This is a genomic window from Scandinavium sp., from assembly GCF_032012665.1.
Taxonomy (GTDB): domain Bacteria; phylum Pseudomonadota; class Gammaproteobacteria; order Enterobacterales; family Enterobacteriaceae; genus Scandinavium.
In genome coordinates this window covers 23,710-41,714 of sequence record NZ_DALZVG010000024.1, presented here as the reverse complement: position 1 = coordinate 41,714, position 18,005 = coordinate 23,710, and the positions used below count along the sequence as shown (strand labels likewise).

The 18,005-nt window shown below is 51.7% G+C and carries 17 protein-coding genes and 1 tRNA gene; 15 read left to right on the top strand and 3 right to left on the bottom strand.

The features are described from left to right. Nucleotides 1-12 precede the first annotated feature (12 nt). From tssF to RTU33_RS17220, 15 genes are all read left to right on the top strand, one after another. Nucleotides 13-1,782 (top strand): type VI secretion system baseplate subunit TssF, encoded by a 1,770-nt coding sequence (gene tssF / locus RTU33_RS17285; protein ID WP_312629006.1) that lies wholly within the window; start codon nucleotides 13-15, stop codon nucleotides 1,780-1,782. After that, nucleotides 1,746-2,825, top strand: coding sequence for a type VI secretion system baseplate subunit TssG (gene tssG / locus RTU33_RS17280; protein ID WP_312629005.1), 1,080 nt, complete (start codon nucleotides 1,746-1,748; stop codon nucleotides 2,823-2,825). The genes tssF and tssG overlap by 37 nt, the downstream gene beginning before the upstream one ends. A gap of 76 nt (nucleotides 2,826-2,901) precedes the next feature. Next, nucleotides 2,902-3,429, top strand: a complete 528-nt coding sequence (gene tssJ, locus RTU33_RS17275) for a type VI secretion system lipoprotein TssJ (RefSeq protein ID WP_312629004.1) — start codon at nucleotides 2,902-2,904, stop codon at nucleotides 3,427-3,429. 4 nt (nucleotides 3,430-3,433) lie between these two features. Beyond that, nucleotides 3,434-5,947, top strand: coding sequence for a type VI secretion system tip protein VgrG (locus RTU33_RS17270; RefSeq protein WP_312629003.1), 2,514 nt, complete (start codon nucleotides 3,434-3,436; stop codon nucleotides 5,945-5,947). Nucleotide 5,948: 1 nt separating this feature from the next. Further along, a complete protein-coding gene (locus tag RTU33_RS17265) occupies nucleotides 5,949-7,406 on the top strand; it encodes a hypothetical protein (RefSeq protein ID WP_312629002.1) in 1,458 nt (485 codons plus the stop codon). After that, a complete protein-coding gene (locus RTU33_RS17260; protein ID WP_312629001.1) occupies nucleotides 7,406-8,470 on the top strand; it encodes a type VI secretion protein ImpA in 1,065 nt (354 codons plus the stop codon). The genes RTU33_RS17265 and RTU33_RS17260 overlap by 1 nt, the downstream gene beginning before the upstream one ends. Then, a complete protein-coding gene (tssE, locus tag RTU33_RS17255; RefSeq protein ID WP_312629000.1) occupies nucleotides 8,470-8,922 on the top strand; it encodes a type VI secretion system baseplate subunit TssE in 453 nt (150 codons plus the stop codon). Before RTU33_RS17260 ends, tssE begins: the two co-directional genes overlap by 1 nt. A gap of 36 nt (nucleotides 8,923-8,958) precedes the next feature. Next, the gene (locus RTU33_RS17250; protein WP_312628999.1) at nucleotides 8,959-9,429 is read left to right on the top strand and encodes a hypothetical protein; all 471 of its coding nucleotides are present in this window, start codon (nucleotides 8,959-8,961) and stop codon (nucleotides 9,427-9,429) included. A gap of 66 nt (nucleotides 9,430-9,495) precedes the next feature. Beyond that, entirely contained in the window at nucleotides 9,496-9,903 is a 408-nt protein-coding gene (locus RTU33_RS17245; protein ID WP_312628998.1) for a hypothetical protein, read from the top strand. Nucleotides 9,904-10,424: 521 nt separating this feature from the next. Further along, complete coding sequence (locus RTU33_RS21900) at nucleotides 10,425-10,823, top strand: hypothetical protein (protein WP_409438258.1); 399 nt, start codon at nucleotides 10,425-10,427, stop codon at nucleotides 10,821-10,823. A gap of 78 nt (nucleotides 10,824-10,901) precedes the next feature. Next, nucleotides 10,902-12,146, top strand: a complete 1,245-nt coding sequence (locus tag RTU33_RS17240) for a GIY-YIG nuclease family protein (protein ID WP_312628997.1) — start codon at nucleotides 10,902-10,904, stop codon at nucleotides 12,144-12,146. Nucleotides 12,147-12,192: 46 nt separating this feature from the next. Continuing rightward, nucleotides 12,193-13,578: a VasL domain-containing protein gene (locus RTU33_RS17235; RefSeq protein WP_312628996.1), complete on the top strand. Its 1,386-nt coding sequence runs from the start codon at nucleotides 12,193-12,195 to the stop codon at nucleotides 13,576-13,578. A 424-nt stretch (nucleotides 13,579-14,002) separates the two neighbouring features. Next, a complete protein-coding gene (locus RTU33_RS17230) occupies nucleotides 14,003-14,233 on the top strand; it encodes a hypothetical protein (protein ID WP_312628995.1) in 231 nt (76 codons plus the stop codon). Further along, nucleotides 14,230-14,832: a hypothetical protein gene (locus RTU33_RS17225; RefSeq protein ID WP_212563037.1), complete on the top strand. Its 603-nt coding sequence runs from the start codon at nucleotides 14,230-14,232 to the stop codon at nucleotides 14,830-14,832. The genes RTU33_RS17230 and RTU33_RS17225 overlap by 4 nt, the downstream gene beginning before the upstream one ends. Further along, nucleotides 14,819-15,736 (top strand): Kiwa anti-phage protein KwaB-like domain-containing protein, encoded by a 918-nt coding sequence (locus RTU33_RS17220; RefSeq protein ID WP_312628993.1) that lies wholly within the window; start codon nucleotides 14,819-14,821, stop codon nucleotides 15,734-15,736. Before RTU33_RS17225 ends, RTU33_RS17220 begins: the two co-directional genes overlap by 14 nt. Before the next feature lie 118 nt (nucleotides 15,737-15,854). Here the strand turns inward: RTU33_RS17220 and RTU33_RS17215 are convergent, their stop codons facing one another. The 3 genes from RTU33_RS17215 to RTU33_RS17205 all read right to left on the bottom strand — a co-directional run bounded on the left by RTU33_RS17215 (nucleotide 15,855) and on the right by RTU33_RS17205 (nucleotide 17,981). Continuing rightward, nucleotides 15,855-17,030: a phage integrase central domain-containing protein gene (locus tag RTU33_RS17215; RefSeq protein WP_312628992.1), complete on the bottom strand. Its 1,176-nt coding sequence runs from the start codon at nucleotides 17,028-17,030 to the stop codon at nucleotides 15,855-15,857. Between the two features lie 175 nt (nucleotides 17,031-17,205). Beyond that, nucleotides 17,206-17,281 (bottom strand) — tRNA-Phe (locus RTU33_RS17210). A 124-nt stretch (nucleotides 17,282-17,405) separates the two neighbouring features. Further along, nucleotides 17,406-17,981 carry a transcriptional regulator gene (locus tag RTU33_RS17205; protein WP_312628991.1) on the bottom strand — a complete coding sequence of 192 codons (576 nt, stop codon included), beginning with the start codon at nucleotides 17,979-17,981 and terminating at the stop codon, nucleotides 17,406-17,408. Nucleotides 17,982-18,005: the final 24 nt, after the last annotated feature.

The following is an 18,005-nucleotide window of genomic DNA, read 5'->3' as shown; positions in this document are numbered from 1 at the left end:
GGATCTCCTTACATGGATGATTTAACCCTTCGCTACTACGAAGCCGAGATGCGCTATCTGCGCGAAGCCGGTAAAGAGTTTGCCCGTGCCCACCCCGACCGCGCGGCGATGCTCAACCTGGATAAAACCGGGGCGCGCGACCCGTATGTGGAGCGCCTGTTTGAGGGCTTTGCCTTCCTGATGGGCCGCCTGCGCGAAAAGCTCGATGATGACCTGCCAGAGCTGACTGAGGGGCTGGTCAGCCTGCTGTGGCCGCATTACATGCGTACCATCCCTTCGCTCTCCGTGGTGGCCTTTAGTCCGGAGTGGCAGCAGCTGCGCAAAATGGAAATGCTGGAAGAAGGTTTCTCCGTGCTGTCGCGCCCGGTCGGGCCGGAGAAGACGGTCTGTCAGTACCGCACTACCCGCGCGGTGCCGCTGCAGCCCCTGAACCTGGCAGACGCCCGTCTGCAGACCGAACCGGATGGCCGTGCTGCCATTCGTCTGCGTTTCGACTGCCCGGACAAAGTGGACTGGTCAAAAGCCGGTATCGATAAGGTAGCCATCTACCTCGATGCTGACAGCCCGGTGGCCTCGGCGCTGCATCTGGCGCTGACCCGTCGGGTGCAGGCGATGTATGTTCGCCATGCTGAAACCCGCACCGAACGGGTACGCTTTGACGGCTGGTGCAAGCCGATGGGCTTTGACGATACCGACCGGCTGTGGCCGAAAGGGGATTCCGCGTTCAGTGGCTACCAGCTGCTGCTTGAGTATTTCAGCTTTCGCGAGAAGTTTATGTTTGTGGAGCTTAAAGGGCTGGAGCTGGCCGGCCTGAGTGCGAAAACCACCTGGTTTGAGACCGATATCGTACTCGACGGCGGCTGGCCTTCTGACATGCCGTTTGAGACCGACAACTTCCGTCTGCACTGTGCGCCGGTCATTAACCTGTTCTCACTGGAAGCGGACCCGCTGACGCCTGATCCGCTGCAGAACGAATACCTGCTGCGCCCGATGCGCGTGCAGGACGGTCATACGGAAATCTACAGTGTGGATGCCATTCACGGTGCGGTGAAAAACGGCAAACATCCGTACGTGCCGTTCACCAGTTTCCGCCACCGTGGGGGCATGATGCGCTTTGATGCGCCGGAGCGATACTTTCATACCCGTGTGAAGCGCGGCCCTTCGGGACTGTATGACACCTGGCTCATTCTCGGCGGCAAGTCCTTCGAGCTGGAGCAGTTGTCCCAAACCCCGGAGTCGCTTTCCATCCGCATCACCGGCACCAACGGCCAGCTGCCGCGCCGCTCGCTCGAAAGCACCCTGCTGGACCGGGTGGTGAAAGCAGGCAAGGTACCGGTTCGGGTCATGAATCTGAAGGTGCCAACTTTGCCGCTTTACCCACCGGCAAATGACCGCTTCCACTGGCGGGTGATGAGTCATCTGGGCTCTAATTTTCTCAGCATGATGGATAACCCGGAAGTGTTACGCGGCACGCTGGCGCTGTATGACTGGACCGACGATGAGATGAACCGCCGCCGTCTGGAGGCGATTGTGGCGGTAAAGCACACCCTAATCCGCCGTTTTGAGAAGGGCTTTATGCTGCGCGGGGTGGACATTGAAATCACCCTCAACGCGGACAATTTTGCCGGGGAGGGTGATGTCACCCTGTTTGGTGAGATGCTGCATCGCTTCTTTGCCCTTTATGCCGATGTCCACCTCTTCAATCAGCTCACGCTGGTCCTGCAACCGACAGGGAAACGACTGCGATGGAAAGAAAATCACAGCCAGCACATTCCGGGCTGACGGAGCGGCTTCGCGACGACATCTGGCGGGTTAATTTCTACCGCTTCTGCCAGCTGCTGGAGCAGGAAAACCCGCAGGCGCCGAAGCTCGGCAGCACCGAGAAACTGTCCGCCGACCCGGTGCGTTTTCGCCCGTGGCCGGGGATGGGGTTCCCGGTCAGTGAGCTGAAGGCGGTTGAAACCGACGAGGACCACCCGGACCTGTCGCCGACGGTGCGCACCACCTTCCTCGGGCTGTACGGGGTTGACTCCCCGCTGCCGACGGCGTACCTCGATGATATTGCGCAGCGCCGGGAAGGGCATGAAGCCACCTCCGCATTCCTCGATATCTTCAGCCACCGCATCCACACCCAGTACTACCGTATCTGGCGTAAATACGCTTACCCGGCGACCTTCGAAGCCGGCGGCGTGGATGAGACCTCTCAGTGCCTGCTGGGGCTGGTTGGCCTAGGCATCCCGGGTACGGCGGAGCAGATTGCCACGCCGGTCTCCCGCTTCCTGGCGCTACTGGGGACCATGCGGCTGCCCACCCGAAACGCCGAAGGCATACGTCAGTTGGTGAGTCTGCTGGCCCCGGAGACCCGGACCACGGTTATCAGCCCGGACCCGGTGAAAGTTCCCGTAGAAAACCGCAGCGGTCTCGGTAAAGAAAACCGGGTGTCCCTGTCACAGCGTGCCACGCTCGGCAGGACCGGGAAAGAGGCCTGCAGCCGTATTCTGCTGATGCTGGCGACTGACAACCTGCAGGAGGCACAGGGCTGGTTGCCCGGCGGTCAGCTGCACACTGACCTGATGGTGCTGCTGCGGGTGTACATGGGGTACCGCTCCGATGTGCGTCTTCGCCTCACGGTGCCGGTGAGTTGCCTGCCCGAACCCCGTCTGGGTAAGGCGCACCGGGTGCAACTGGGACGTACCGGCGTGCTGGGCCTGAAGCGGGACAAACCCGCAACCCGCACGCACCTGACCGTGAGCCTGGGCACCTATGAAGGGCTGACCTGTGAGACCCTGCGACCGGCAGAGCCCGGTGGCTACCGTTTCGACTGATATTCCTGAAAGTAATACCCAACACCAGACACATTCAACACGCCCCTGTTTCTGAACGCTGAAAAGGACTCCCCGAATGATTTTCGCTTCCCTGTCGCGCAGCGCCGCACTGATGCTGCTCTGTTCCCTGTTGACCGCATGTGGCCTGACTCAGGCCGTGTCGGATGGCACGGTCAGCGCAACCAGAGCCATCTTCTACAAAAAAATAAAGGTGCTGCACCTGGATTTCGAGCCACGTGCCGCTTCCAATGCCGATGAAAGCCAGATCCCGCTTGCCACCATGGTGCAGGTGTACCAGTTGAAAGATCGCCAGAAGGTGGACGCCGCCGACTACCAGAAACTGCTGCGTGATGCAGATAACACCCTCAAAGAGGACATCGTCGCCAGCAAATCGCTGCTGGTGATGCCCAAAGGCAGCGTGACCCTCAATATGCCGATGGACGAGGACGCGAAATATGTCGCAGTGGTGGGGCTGTTCAATCGCCCGGATATGCGCAACAACAGCTGGCGTCTGGTGCTGACCCGGGATGATCTCGATCCGGACAAACCGCGTACTATCCAGCTGAACAGCACCGGGCTGACCCCGGTACCGGTGGAGGAGTAAGTTCATGGACACTATGCTGGACAACTGGCTGGCCCTGTTTGACGGGCAGACCCGCTATACGCTTGAGATAAATGACAGTCCCCTTAAGCCCGATGTGCTGAACTTCCACGGTCGTGAGGCGCTGAACAAGCCGTTCAAATGGACCATTGAGTTCACTACACCACAAAAAGGCATCAGCCGTCAGGATGCAATGCTGAAGTATGCCACGCTCAGCATGCGCTCTGGCCGTGTGGTGCAGGGTATCATTACCGGTTTTAAGTGCCTGAAAGAAACTGCAGACCAGATGCATTTTGCCGTAACGCTCTCCTCACGCCTGGCGCTGCTCAGCCACACCCGCCGCTGTGCGGTCTGGCAGAATGTCTCCGTGCCGGAACTGGTTGAGCAGATACTGCGCAGCCATGGGTTCGATGGGACTGATTTTGAATTCCGGCTGGAACGGACCTACCCGGTCCGTGAGCTGATAACCCAATGGCGGGAGACTGACCTGCAGTTTATTCAGCGAATACTGGCCGAAGATGGCATCTGGTTCCGCACCGGGGTGAACACCATCACCGGGCTGGACACGGTGACCTTTGGCGACAGCCAGCTGCAGTATCAGTTTGATGTACGCCTGCCGTACCGTGAGCCTTCTGCTCTCCATGACGGCGCAGTTGAAGCCGTATGGGATGCCAGAGTGTGGCACCACACGGTGACCGGCCGCGTGGCCACCCGGGATTACAACTACCGCACCGCCAGCACGCCAATGGATGCCGTCGTCAGCGTAAGAAACGAGGTCGCCACCACCGGTGAGCACTACCGCTACGCGGCCCCGTACCGCGAAGCCGGGGATGACACCTCCTCTGAACCGGAAACCGAAAGCGGGGCGTTCTGTGCCCGTATTCATCACGAACGTGAACTGAACAGGGCCATCCGCCTGCACCTGTTCAGTAATGCCAGCCATCTGACGCCGGGCATGGTGCTGGAGACCGGTGACAGTGATGTACCGGAGCTCAAAGAGGGGATGGTGATTACACTCACCACCTTCCGCGCGGCCCGCGATACCCGTCTTCATGTCTCCCTGTGGGGAATACCTTACAGTGAGCAGTTCTGCTTCCGCCCGAAAACGGTGCCACGCCCGGTGATTGCCGGGACGCTGACGGCCCGTGTGGAGAGTGAAGAGAAGAATGACCCGTATGCACACCTGGACAGCCAGGGCCGTTACCGGGTGAAACTGGACTTCAGCCGCGAAGACGCAGAGCCCGGTTATAACTACCTCTGGGTACGCCAGGCCAAACCCTGTGCCGGGGAAACATACGGCTGGCATACCCCGCTTATCACTGGTACGGAAGTCGGTATCGCCTTTGACGGTGGTGACCCGGACCGCCCGTATATCGCCCATGCCTTTCATGACTCAGAGCATGCCGATGTGGTTACCCGGGACAACCGCAGCCAGAACATCCTGCGCACCGCCGGGGATAATGAACTGCGGATGGAAGACCAGCGTCAGGCAGAGCATATTGCGCTGAGTACGCCGTTTGGTGGCACCGCCCTGAACCAGGGGCATATCGTGGATATGCAGAACGACGTTCGCGGCACCGGATTTGAGCTGCGCACCGATGAGTTCGGGGTTATCCGTGTGGCAAAAGGGCTGCTGGTCACCGCCGACGGGAAAACGCGCGGGGAAGGTGAGGTGCTGGATATGGACGCGGCGCTGAAAGAAATTGAGGCGGTGAACCAGCAAATCGCGGAGCTGGCCAGAGCCACCCGCCAGGCGAAAGCCCTGGAAGCGGACATCGCCAGTCAACAGTCGATGTTCAGCACCCGCCTGAAAACCCTCAATGAAATGCTTCACTTCTCCGCCCCGGAAGGGCTGGCGTTTACCAGTGGTGAACATCTGCAGCTGACCGCAGCGGACAATATCGCCCTGAATGCGGGCGGTGACATCAGTATGGGAGCTGAAGGGCATATCACCGGACTGGCAGGCGACAGCGTGGGAATATTTGCCCAACATGGCAAGCTGAGCCTGATTTCGGCTCAGGGGCCCGTACAGTTTCAGGCGCAGAACGGGGTGATGCATCTGAGCGCAGAGCAGAAACTGACCCTTATCTCCGCCAAAGAGATGTTGCTGGCCGGTAAAAAGCGAATACGTCTGGTCGGCGGTGGGAGTTCCCTCATCATTGAGCAGGGGCAGATTAAATATGAGACGGCGGGGACCTATACCCGCAAGGCCAGCCGGCTTGACACAGAAGGTGGGGCTTCGCAGACGGTAAAAGTGCCCTATCTACCGGGGAAGGGAGAGAACGACCTCGCTCTGAACTTCTTTGACGGGCAGGAGGCTATCCCGAAAGCACCTTATACCCTTCGTTTCGAAGGGGGAAGCGAACTCGCGGGCGTACTGGATGAACAGGGATATGCCCTGCACAAAAATATGCCGTTTGAGTCTGCGACCGTGACTTACCAGCTCCCGCCACCTGAGCCGGAAAAACCGTGGACACCGTGGGATTTACTGCTGGAAAAAACCAGTATCAGGGAGGGATAAAATGATAGATCAGGAACTTCAGCACGCACTGGCTTTCTACCAGCCCCCGCCACAAAGCTGGTATGACGAACTGGCCGATAAGGCGAAAGCGTCCGGGCAATGGTTGTGGGAAACGCTTCAGGGCGACTTTAACGAACAGCAGACGACCGGGCAGATTGTGACCGGAACGATTATCTCGATGATCCCTCTGGTGGATCAGGTCTGCGATGTACGCGACCTTATCGCCAACTGCAAAAAAATAAAAGAAAATGACACTGAGATATGGCCGTGGGTGTGTCTTGGTCTGACGCTGGTTGGCTGCTTTCCGACGCTGGGGTCTCTGGTGAAAGGCAGTGCGAAGGTGATGTTTTTGTCAATCCGTAAAGCCCACTTCAATGAACTGAGCAAGGCCGGTAATTACAACCGTCTGCTTGACGGGAGTATCACGCAACTTAACCGTTTTCTGGATACCCCTACGGTGCGTGGCACGCTGCGAACGCTCCGGATTTACAATCCCTATCATTATCTGGCAGGCAAAATTGATGAACTGAAAAAGATGCTCAGTACATCTGCGTTGCTTGAGGTGATGGACAAACTGATGAAGGTGACGCGCAGTCTGTTCGATACCGTAACCCGTTGGGGACCCTCCAGCCTGCAACGTCCTGTCGCTGCACTGTGGGAAACGCTGGTCTCTGTGCGCAGCAAGGCAAATGCTATGCTGGCGAAAGCCCTGAAACCACTGAACGGCATTCTGGAGCGGCTGGCAAATCGCCTCAGAGTTGAAGGGGACAATGCGTTTCGTGCTCATGTTGGTGATAACGTTCACCTTTATGGTGCAACCCGCGCCAGTGAAGAACTGGCATTTTTCAAACGAGAAAAGCCAGACTGGGTGGATCTGGAGGCAAAAGAGCCTAAATACGAAGCGCTGGATAAGTTCAATTTTAAAGATAAAGTTGTAGCTGGCTGGCCGGATATCAGTGAAACCAGCAAAAACCCGATACTGAAGAATAAATTTGATACTTTCGACAACTCCATGCGAGCGGTTGAAATCCCGCCAGGTACTGTTCTCTATCGTGTAGTAGACCCTTCTTCAGGGGATAACAATATCTGCTGGATGCGTAAATCTGAATTTGACAAGCTGACCAGCAAAAGTGAATGGCGACGCAGGTTTGCGGTATGGAAAAAATGGAATGAGAACGGGGAGTATGTGACTTATACCGTTCCTCCAGGACAACCACTGAAGGTCTGGGAGGGACGTGCGGGTACCCAGATTAACCGTGAGGCTCCAGAATATTCCCTGGAAGGCGGAGCTGTACAAATTGTTCTCGACCCATCACAACTGAAAAAAGAGTACACCGGACCGCGGCAGAAAACAGGCTGGGGATATGGCGATGCGGCTAACGATCCTGTTTATCCGTATCAGGGATTGCCAAAACTGGAAAACACCCATAACTGGTACGAACCAAAGGACAAAAACTAATGGCCATCTTACATCCTCAGGAATGTTATTTACTTGAGAATTTTATTTCTCCTGAACATTATGCTGCCACGCGTGATGCAATTATTGCTTATATCGATGCTCATGAGGCGGCTTTTGCGCGCTATTTGCGAGAGATGCCGTTGAACAGCCGTAAACTGCCTTTGTGGCAGCAGGCTGATGTGGTGTGGGGGAATCGTGTTTTACCCAATATTCGTTCCGCCAGAGAGCGTTATACCGAAGCTTTTATTCTTCGCACCCATAATGATATCAAGGCATTTAACATCGGTCATACCATGAGTGATATCAACAAAGGCATTACTGAATGCTGGGATGGGTGGATGACGCGGGATGAAATCGAAACAATATCTGAACTTCAAGGCATCGCAACAATTCTGGACAGGCAGTTGTCTGCCACAATTAGAGGTTCCTGGAATGAAGGGCGTTTAACCTACGATGGTGAAAACGCTTATACCTCGAATGATCTCCCTTTACAGATTCCCCAATACGAACTTGATACATCTGTTCGTATCGAATTAGGCGAAAACCCTGTGCAAACAGGAATTTATTTGCCCGACATTGATTTTGCCCCAGCCCGGTTTATACCTGCTGATTATGGGCAGCCTGCATCGGCACGACAAGGAGTGCAGCGAAGCGATTATATTACTAAGGACGGCGAGAGGATCTATAGCTGGGATGACTCTGAATGGGCTAAAACAGGCTGGACGCTGATTCGTCGTATCGAAGGTGAATTTATTGATGTTCCACCAGAAGGTTTTTTCCCTGAAGGCAAGCCTGAAGAATTATACAACTGGCCGCAGAGAGAAAAAGATCTACTGAAGGAAACAGGAGTACGCATCACGTGCTGGAGTGGCGATGTTTCACCATTCGATGGTCGCTGGGCGGCTATTGTTAATGGCACAACACAGTATACCCGTACCCACACCGGACAGGTCATGCCGGAGTTTGAAGATAAGGACGGCAAAATGCATCGTGCCCGTTGGTCACTTCTGGAGAGGGATGACAACGGCAACGTCTTTATAATCAAGCCGGATGGGGCAAACTGATGACGTCAAGAAATACGCCTTCTTTGTACGAGATGCTTTGCGGTAACTTTGCCGGTGATCTCGATCTTCATCAGGTCAGTGAAGAAAGTCAGGTCATCCTGTCTGTGCTGGATAACATGCAGCGCATTCTTAATTGTCGTGCCGGCACGCTGGCACATATACCCGATTACGGGCTACCGGATATGACCACCATTCTGCAGGGCCTGCCCGGCACGGCACACAAGCTGATGTCCACACTCTCCGGCGTGTTGCTGAAATATGAACCGCGCCTGAGCTCCATTGAGGTGGTACTGCTTGAGCAGGCGGTCCCGGGAGAACTGCGCTATGCCATCGATGCGGAGCTCAGTGGGGTGGGTCTGGTTCGCTACGGTACGGAATTTATGCCAGAAGGACGGGTGCTCATCCGTCACCTTCGTCAGCAGAATTTCCTGGATAGCAACCACCGACTGTAAAGAACCAGTATCCCTTCACATACACGCAAAGAATCTATGTCAGCAAAAGAACAATTTCTGAAAAAACTTCAGTCGATGCAGGCACCCGCAGGATGTTTTAAAAACCAGGCGCAGGCTGATATCGCTGAGTTTCGCCAGTCGATGGTGCAGTTACAGGACAATATTGGTGAGTGGCTGGAAGGCACCGGCATTGAAATCCGGAGCTTTACGGTTTCCCTGAATGAGCTGCTGATCTCAGAGGGCGCATTTACTCTCACCGGGGTGGCTTTATGTTATGGCAACAGAATCATTAAATTTACGCCGGCGTTTTTGTACGGACAGAGCGTGACCGGATGTGTGGATGTCACGCTATACCACGGGGTGAAACCACAGTTGATTTACCGTCTGTTCATGCGCTCCAGTGACGGACCGTTCTGGACATACAGTATTCATGAAGGCCAGGCAGGGCACCGGCGTCCTTTTGACGAAGAAACCTTTTTTTCGATGATTGGCTGCCTGTTAGCCTGAGTTATTGACCTCAAAACAACACAGATAGTCTCTTTAATTCATTTGTTGTTAATACAGGGAACAATTATGAAATACAAGCTAGAAACACAAGAAGATGGTACTCAGATTTTATATTACACCGGTAGTAAATCTTTTATTTATCCAGATGGCCGTGTGAAAACGATAATGGATGCCGGACATGAAATAGAAATGATGGGTAACAATGTTGAATTTACTATAAACTGGGATGTGCTGAAATATGTGGGGGTGCACAACCTCAATGAAGTTAAGGGGATTACGAAAGTAATTGATGGGGAACTGTCTAAAACAACGGTGGTTTTTAATAACGACGCGTTATTCATTTGTTGGCATGACCAACTCGGGATGCCGGTTAATATCCACTGTGAAGGTGGGACCTGTTTATCATTTAATACAGAGGGTGATGAGCTAACGGCGAAACAGCCACAGAGTAGTAAGGATGTTGTGAGTCATTAGCAGGCGAATTCCTCCGGGTTCTGTAACTCTGAAGCGGATTAACGCAATGAGTTGATTTCGTATCAACCCATCAATCATGGCAGTCGCAAGAATGCTGCTTTAATTATCAGGGACGATACCCTGCCTTGTAATCACCCGTGACAAATCTGTACAGGATCCCCTGAAAATGCTTCATTTTGTCGCCCTGCTCTGGAAGTTCAGCAAATCTGTTACTCCCGGTACCGCTTTGCGGTATAACAGCCGGATTGAAAGATTATGCTGGTATTCCTTAACAGCAGGGTGTGGCCCCCGGGGCCTGTGCATCCGGTCGAGTAATGTGAGTGACCGGCCTGGGACGTTGCCAGGTCAGAACTGAGATATGGGTGCAGGTGTTGTTTTCGATCTGAATCCGGTACTTCTACTGTAATGAGTACCGCAATTTGAACGCTCATTTCTCTGTCATCGGCCACTGCATATTTATCTGGCGAAATGTTCTATAGCAGGTGGGGGGCAGATCTCAAAAATAAATCATGGATAAACAAATGAAAATAATAGGGTTCCTTCTGGTGCTTAGTGTGATTTTTAGCCTGCCGGTTGAAGCAGCCCGTGGAAGACAGCCATGCTCGGGCTCAAAAGGCGGAATATCACATTGTACTTCTGATGGTTATTTTGTCTGTAATGACGGGAGTCTGAGCCAGTCGAAACGATTCTGTTCCGGGTATGGTTCCTCAGACGCCAGCAATCGGGTAAAACCGCCCACTTCCACCCGCAAAACGCAGACGAAAAAGGTGACAGTGGCGAAAAAGCAGAAACAGCAACCCGTTGCAGAAAATGACGAGCCGGTCAGTACCCAACCCCGACAGCCCACATGCGCTCCCCTCTATATGGCCAGTAAGCCCGGGTACACCCATTTACCGATTTGTTCAGGAAATCAGTATTAATACGATATGGCGAAGTATCCTTGCCCGTTGTACAGATTAGAGAGTCAGGATTAAAAGAAGAAAGGGAAGAGATAAAACATGGCACGAAGAAAAAAATATGACAATGTTGCGGGTATTATTCTGGTTATTATTGGCGTCATTGCCTGGGGCATTTATGTCGCGGTAAGAGCATTAATCAATCTTAATGAGCGATTTATTGAATATGTTTCTAATCCGGCTGGTGTTATCGGTCTGTTCTTCGGTTTACTGATAGCCGTTGCGCTGATAATGCGGGTTTTCATTTACCGGGGTTTCCGGAAGAAAACAGCAGAACTCGAACAGGCCATGTTGGACCAGGCGCAGAAAGAGAAAGCCTTTGACGAAACGGTCAGTGCTGAAGTGGCTCGCGGTCTGTATCCGGAAAAGAAACAGCTTTCCGGCCAGTGGGATGACTTTCACAATGCCAGAAATAAAGCCTCCCGGGCACTGCAGCGTATTGTAGATTCCGCGTATAAATTTAAGGTGAAAACCCTGCTTTCCGGTACCACGGTAAATAACTGGCAAAGCAAGTACGACCAGCTCAGGAAGGAGAGAGGGGCTTACGCGGCCATCAGCGAGAAAATCACCTTTCTGGAACTGGAAGATAATGCCGACTGGGAAGGCGTAAAACAGCAGTTTCTGGATAAGGTCGCCCTGCTGGAAAAAGCGCAGGAAGAAAAAGAATACCAGGCTGAGCTCAAGCGTCAGATGCGGGAAGAAAAACAGCGGCAGGATGAACTGGACCAGCAGCAGCGCGAGGCGGAAGAGGAAGAGCAACGCCTTGCTGAGCAGCAGCGTTTACTGGAAGAAGCCCTGCTCGCCGCTGAAGGTGCTCACCGGGAAGAACTGGAAAGACAGCGTCTGGAGCTGGAGCAGAAAATCCAGGACGTGCATCAGCAGTATGAGCGCGCCAAATCCATGGCCCAGCTCACGAAACAGGGACATGTGTATGTGATTTCGAATATTGGCTCTTTCGGTGAAAACGTCTTTAAAATCGGCATGACCAGACGACTGGAACCGATGGATCGCGTGAAGGAATTAAGCGGGGCAGCCGTGCCGTTTGATTTTGACGTCCACGCCATGATTTCCTGCGATGACGCTCCTGCGCTTGAAAAGACACTTCACGACCATCTTGAAAGCTACCGGATTAACCGGGTTAACCTGCGTAAGGAGTTTTTCCGGGTCGAGCTCAGCAGAATTATTGATGAGGTGGAGCGTCACCATGGGCAGGTTGAATATATTGCTGACCCGGTGGCGCTACAGTATCTGCAGAGTCTCGAATATGCAGAAAGCGAAGCCGCATAAGCAATAACTTTCAATCGCTCCTTATACGTCAAATGGACAACTGGCCATGAATGACATCAACCCACGAAGAATCAAAACTGGTGGCGACCCCAGGGCGCTGCCGGACTATGCCGCCCTGCGTGATGAACTGAGTAAGCTGACCCATCCGGCACGTCCGGATGTTAACTGGCAGTATGTCGAAAAACGGTGTCTCTCACTGTTTGAGCAGAACGGTGTAGAACTGCAAATGGCAGCCTGGTATACGCTTGCGCGTACGCAACTGGCCGGTTTATTCGGCCTAAATGAAGGGCTGGCGATACTCGAAGCACTGATAAGCCATCAGTGGGGCGCACTCTGGCCGCAGTCGGTCCATGCCCGTATGGAAATCCTCAGTAGTCTGAGCCAGCGTCTGCAGCAACGAATGCGCTCGCTCCCGCTGAATTACAGCGACCTCAGCCAGTTGTATCGGGCAGAGCAATTGCTCACCAGCCTGGGGGAAGTATTGCAGCGTCTGGAGCTTAAGCACCTGAGCCAGCTTGATACGTTGCGTACTCTGATGCACAACAGTGCTGTCAGGCTGGAAAACAGTGATGGAATAACCAGCACCAGGTCAAACATTCAGCCTGGTATTGTGTTGCCTGCCTCCGTGATGAATGAGGCTACAGCATCCGCGAGGGACCTTACTGGTAGCCCTGCTGAAGATACGCCAGAGAGTGCTGTGAAGTGGGTTTACGTTGCGCAGCCGGAACCGCAGCCGAATGTGGAAGTGCTGGCAGCGGTGCCTACTCCGGTAAAAAAATGGAAATCTTTCACTGCCGGGATGTGTACCATGTTGGTGATAAGCGCTGTCGCAGAGTGGGGTTGGCAGTTGCTTCACCAGCTTGACCCGCTACAGGCCCAGCTAGTAGTCTCACTGACACCATTACCTGCACTTCTCACAACTGAACAACTGGACATGTTGCGTCAGCAAACTTCGTTGCCGAAGGACCTTATCGCTCAGACACAACAGCAGCTTGACCGACTGGATAAATTACCGCCTGACTGGAATATTGACTACAGTCGACAGCTTGTGGAACAGGCTCAGTCACTGTGGCCTGAACAGGCCAGACCCCTGATACAACAGTGGCGGCAACAACTTAGTGCTGCCTCATTGCCGACGGAACAGCTGAATGGCTGGCATCAGGGAATGATGACGCTACAGAAACTGAGTGAAAGGTTGAACGGATTGGATGAGCAGAAAGGGAAATACATGACGGTCAGCGAACTGAAGTCTGTTGTATTTTCCATTCGGCAGTCTTTTAACCAGTCCATGCCGGCTGAAGAGCAACTGCGAGTATTGTCAGAAAATCCTGCTGGAGTACCTTTGCCTGCCGCTGCGAGGTCTCAACTGGAGGTGCATCTGAAACAACTGGCTGCCCGCTATGCTGAAATAAAACAGAATGCATCAGAGTAAAAATGGTGCTAAGAATATGAGGTATTCAGTTTGTTACCGTAATAACCGAGCTAGATGGACAGTCAGGGATTTAACCTTTCTGGAAAATAACTATTCCTCGGCACCTGTCGCGAAGATTGCTGTACGGTTAGGACGAACGCCTGGCGCAGTAAGGCTAATGGCTAACAAGCTTGGATGCCGAAAAAAGAAAAGTGCGCCGTGGAGTGAGGCTGAAAAAGGATGTTATCCGTGACCACTACACCCGAGGTATGGATGTCAGATCCCTGAAACAACTACGTCCTGGAAGAAGTATTAGTGCGATCTTTTCAATGGCGGAGACACTGGGAGTGCAAAGTGGTCGTTTCTGGCGGGAGGTAGAACTCGATATACTTAAAGCGGACTATCCCCGGATGGGAATGTTGGTCTGCTCGTCTGCCAGGAAGAAATGCAATGTCAGTTAATAATGGCGAAAAGGCTGGGGCTGAAGAAGTCCCGTAGTAGTGAAGCTGGTTTTCGTCCCTGGAGCGATGAAGAATGGACTCTTCTGGAAAAGAATATGCATCTGAGTGTGGCTGAGCAGCAGGCAATACTGTTTCCGGACAGGACCAAAAAAACAGTGAAAAAAACGCGAGGTCGTTTGATTAAGAACATAAGAAAAAACAAGGGGGGAGCGTGACACCAAGACTATTCTTTGCTCTTGCAATCTTCTTAGGATCATATTTGCCATTAAGTATGATCCTGCTAATGCAGGATCTGGACAATAAAAAACTTAAGGGAAATATTTGTTTTAATTTCTTGACTTCAGGAACATGCCATCTTCCGCTTCAAAAACCATTCCTGTCAGTGAGTTTGTTTCTTGTTTGTTTAGCCTGCTTTGTTTTCTCATGGTTTGCTTTGAACCTTGCTAAACCCGATGGACAAAAAATAAAAATAATTGAATCAAAATATACTCCATCAGATTTAATGAATTATGTGCTTCCTTATATCGTTTCATTTATGAGCATAAGTTATATGGAGACAAATAAGTTTTTAGGGTTTGTTATATTCTTGTTGTGGCTCTTCTGGCTCTCATATAAGTCAGGTCAAATAATATTAAATCCCATGCTTATAGTCTTTAACTGGAAGATGTATGAGATATCTTATCGTTTCCCTGGGAGCAATGATATCTTTTCTGGAGTTGTATTAGCCAACACAGATGTTAATCCAAATTCAGATTATGAGTACGAAACAATACAATCTGTTATAGTCATTTGTGGAGAGAATGATGATGCTTGAGAATTTACAGGGCTTTGATCTTCAAACGGCCGAGTTATCGGTCTGGGTATTCAGGAAAAAATCCCTGAAAGGGCAGACGTCATTTACAGGGAAATGGATCCCAGTAGATCCTGAGCTTAAAACAGAATTATTAGGATTTATTCAAACAGAAAGAAGTAACTATACAGAAATCATGGATTATTCGTTGCTGGCGCAGAACAACGAAGGCAGTCTTATGCTTATTGGAACCGGGGAAACTTCGGCTGTAGATGTTACAACGGTATCTGCGAATCAAATACCAGCAAAAAAGGTAAAAGAGATTAAAGAGTTATCTAATTGTGATTTCTACTCTGTAAAATTAGTCTCCGGTGATACAGTACTACACTGTGTGAAGAAAACTGATGCATCCTGGGCGACCAAAAAGCAGGCCGGGTTGAAGTCAGTTGTTTTCAAAAATAATAAGTTGAAAATTGATAGGTCTCCACGATTTAACATTGCAAAGGATTTTGACTTTTTCATTCTTGAGGATAATGTTTACATTAAGAATAAAAAAGTATTTGAATCAGTTTTGAGTTACAAGACAGCGCATATTGATAATTTTAACGTATTAATGGATGAACCGGAATTCAGTCAGTTGCTTACCGATGCAGAGCCGTTGAAACGGTACGTTGGTAATAATGCGATGCAACTGAGAAGAGCATCTGCTATTAAAGAAAAGGGGTATTACAAGGTGCCAGAATTCATGGAGAGTTTGAGGGTAAATGCGGTGCGATTCAGACTGAATCTCCAGTTTGATGCACAGGGAAAAATTATTGCTAATGATGATTGCTGTGCGGACATTTTTCAGGCCCTACTCGACCATCGGTTACAATCCCACTTTGCGGCTCATATTTATGATGTGCCTAATGCATCAATGGTTCCATGAATATAATGCCGGAGGTAAATACTAGATTACGGGAAACGATGATGTATCCCTCCGGGATAAGGAAAAAAAGGGCCACTGATCACGAAGCGTGATGAGGCCCTTAAAGAGGATAAGACCTTTAATCAGTCATTCTGCTGATGTGATCTGCATACCATTGCATCATCTCGCGGCGGTTTTCCAGATACTGTGCGTGGTTATAGGTTCCGCGAATACTATTCTTATCCACATGAGCCAGCTGCATCTCGATCCATGCAGTATTAAAGCCCTGCTCATGCAAAATAGTACTCATAGTGTGCCGAAAGCCATGGCCTGTAGCTTTACCATCATAGCCGATACGTTTGATCACCATGTTAATACTGGCTTCACTCATCGGCTTGTTAATATTACAACGCCCTGGAAACACGAGTTGATACTGACCGGTATAAGTGCGGAGTTCCTGCAGGATCGCCAGAACCTGGTCTGACAAAGGCACCAGATGCTTACGGCGTTTCTTCATGCGGCTTTCAGGGATTGTCCATAACGCATTCTCCAGATCAAACTCTTGCCATTCCGCAGCGCGTAGTTCAATAGTACGTACTCCTGTCAGCAGCAGCAGACTGGTTGCCATACGCGTAATGCAACTGCCATGGTAATCAGCCAGACTGGCAAGAAATGCGGGTAACTCGGATGCCTGTAGGTGAGGGAAGTGCTCGGTTTTTGGTGCGGTCAGCGTACCGGTCAGTTCTGCTGCTGGATTAATCGTCGCACGTCCTGTTGCGATGGCGTAGCGGAAGATCTGATTGCAGTACTGCCTGACCTTACGTAATTTTTCCAGCGAACCACGTTTTTCAATCAGACGTAAAACCTCCAGCATCTCCAGAGGAAGGATCTCTGCGACAGGGCGTTTACCCACATAAGGGAAGATATCCTTCTCCAGCGCTTCCATAACGCTTTCTGCGTAGCTTTCCGACCATGAGATACACTTGTGCTTGTGCCACTCCATAGCGAGCACTCTGAAGGTATTAACGACGGATATCTTTTTGGCGAGTTTTTCGAGCTGCTTTTTCTCGCTTGGGTCGCCACCATCAGCAATTACCTTTCTGGCCTCATCGCGTTTTACACGTGCATCAGCCAGAGAGACTTCAGGATAAACGCCGATAGATAACTTTTTCTCTTTACCGGCTATACGGTATTTCATACGCCAGTATCGTTTTCCTGTGGTGGTCACCAGAAGAAAAAGGCCACGCTCGTCAGAGAGTTTATAGTCCTTCTCTTTAGGCTTGGCGGTCTCGACCTGCCGGGCTGTCAGTGCCATATGGGGGCCTCAATTTTCATTGAACACAAAGAGCCCCCTGAAAAGCCCCCAGATACAACTTGATTTAGAGAGAGTTGGGTTGAGGTCAGTGGAGTTCGAAATGTCAGAAAGTGACGTATGGCAGTGATTATACTTGAGTTTTGTGGAGTTTGGGAGACATACATAGAAGTGAAAGTGGTGCCCGGACTCGGAATCGAACCAAGGACACGGGGATTTTCAATCCCCTGCTCTACCGACTGAGCTATCCGGGCAACGGGGCGAATTAAACCCTAATCGGCGATGCCCGTCAACCCTAATCAAGGAAAACGGGTGTGGTTGCTTAACTTTGCGGCAATTTGCATAATTTCGCTGCGATTTTCACTGACAAATTTGCGCTCAGGTCAGTGCGCCACCTGAACGGCATTGAGCAAAGCGTAAAATATCCTCAGCCAGACGCTGAGCGGTATCGACATCCTGCTGGCTGCGTTTTACCAGCAGGCGGCTCAGGCAGCCCTCCAGCACCAGCTCCATTTGTTTGGCGACCATCGTCGGATCGTCCACTTCAAGCTTCGTCAGCAGCTCGTGCGTAAACTCATGGGCAGCACGTTTTTGCAGGTCCGCAAGCTGGTGAATAGGGTGCTCAGGGTCCGGATAAAACGTACAGGCTGCGATAAACAGGCAGCCAGGATAGCGATTGTTGCTGACGCATTCGGTGAGCGCACTGTAGCGGGCCAGCACTTTTTGCTCATTGCTCAGCTCATCGTTCAGCATCAGCTGGCGACGCCAGATATCAACCTGCTGGCTGAGATGGCGCAGCACGTCATACAGCAGCGCTTCTTTATCGGGCCAGAAGCGCGTCAGTTCATCAAGCGGCGTGGCAACCTCTTCGGCCACCATTTCCAGCGTCGTGTCAGCAATACCTTTAATCTCAAGTAATTGCAGGGCTTTCCCCAGTACGTCTTCGCGTTGCACGGCTTTGTCCTCCGTCTATCCCTT

Bases quoted from the DNA above. Each gene is read 5' to 3' on its own strand.
- RTU33_RS17220 (WP_312628993.1), top strand. From the start codon at position 14,819: ATGATGATGCTTGAGAATTTACAGGGCTTTGATCTTCAAACGGCCGAG.
- RTU33_RS17250 (WP_312628999.1), top strand. From the start codon at position 8,959: ATGTCAGCAAAAGAACAATTTCTGAAAAAACTTCAGTCGATGCAGGCA.
- RTU33_RS17235 (WP_312628996.1), top strand. From the start codon at position 12,193: ATGAATGACATCAACCCACGAAGAATCAAAACTGGTGGCGACCCCAGG.
- tssJ (WP_312629004.1), top strand. From the start codon at position 2,902: ATGATTTTCGCTTCCCTGTCGCGCAGCGCCGCACTGATGCTGCTCTGT.
- tssE (WP_312629000.1), top strand. From the start codon at position 8,470: ATGACGTCAAGAAATACGCCTTCTTTGTACGAGATGCTTTGCGGTAAC.
- RTU33_RS17270 (WP_312629003.1), top strand. From the start codon at position 3,434: ATGGACACTATGCTGGACAACTGGCTGGCCCTGTTTGACGGGCAGACC.
- RTU33_RS17230 (WP_312628995.1), top strand. From the start codon at position 14,003: ATGCAATGTCAGTTAATAATGGCGAAAAGGCTGGGGCTGAAGAAGTCC.
- RTU33_RS17260 (WP_312629001.1), top strand. From the start codon at position 7,406: ATGGCCATCTTACATCCTCAGGAATGTTATTTACTTGAGAATTTTATT.
- RTU33_RS21900 (WP_409438258.1), top strand. From the start codon at position 10,425: ATGAAAATAATAGGGTTCCTTCTGGTGCTTAGTGTGATTTTTAGCCTG.
- RTU33_RS17245 (WP_312628998.1), top strand. From the start codon at position 9,496: ATGAAATACAAGCTAGAAACACAAGAAGATGGTACTCAGATTTTATAT.
- RTU33_RS17265 (WP_312629002.1), top strand. From the start codon at position 5,949: ATGATAGATCAGGAACTTCAGCACGCACTGGCTTTCTACCAGCCCCCG.
- RTU33_RS17240 (WP_312628997.1), top strand. From the start codon at position 10,902: ATGGCACGAAGAAAAAAATATGACAATGTTGCGGGTATTATTCTGGTT.
- RTU33_RS17215 (WP_312628992.1), bottom strand. From the start codon at position 17,030: ATGGCACTGACAGCCCGGCAGGTCGAGACCGCCAAGCCTAAAGAGAAG.
- tssG (WP_312629005.1), top strand. From the start codon at position 1,746: ATGGAAAGAAAATCACAGCCAGCACATTCCGGGCTGACGGAGCGGCTT.
- tssF (WP_312629006.1), top strand. From the start codon at position 13: ATGGATGATTTAACCCTTCGCTACTACGAAGCCGAGATGCGCTATCTG.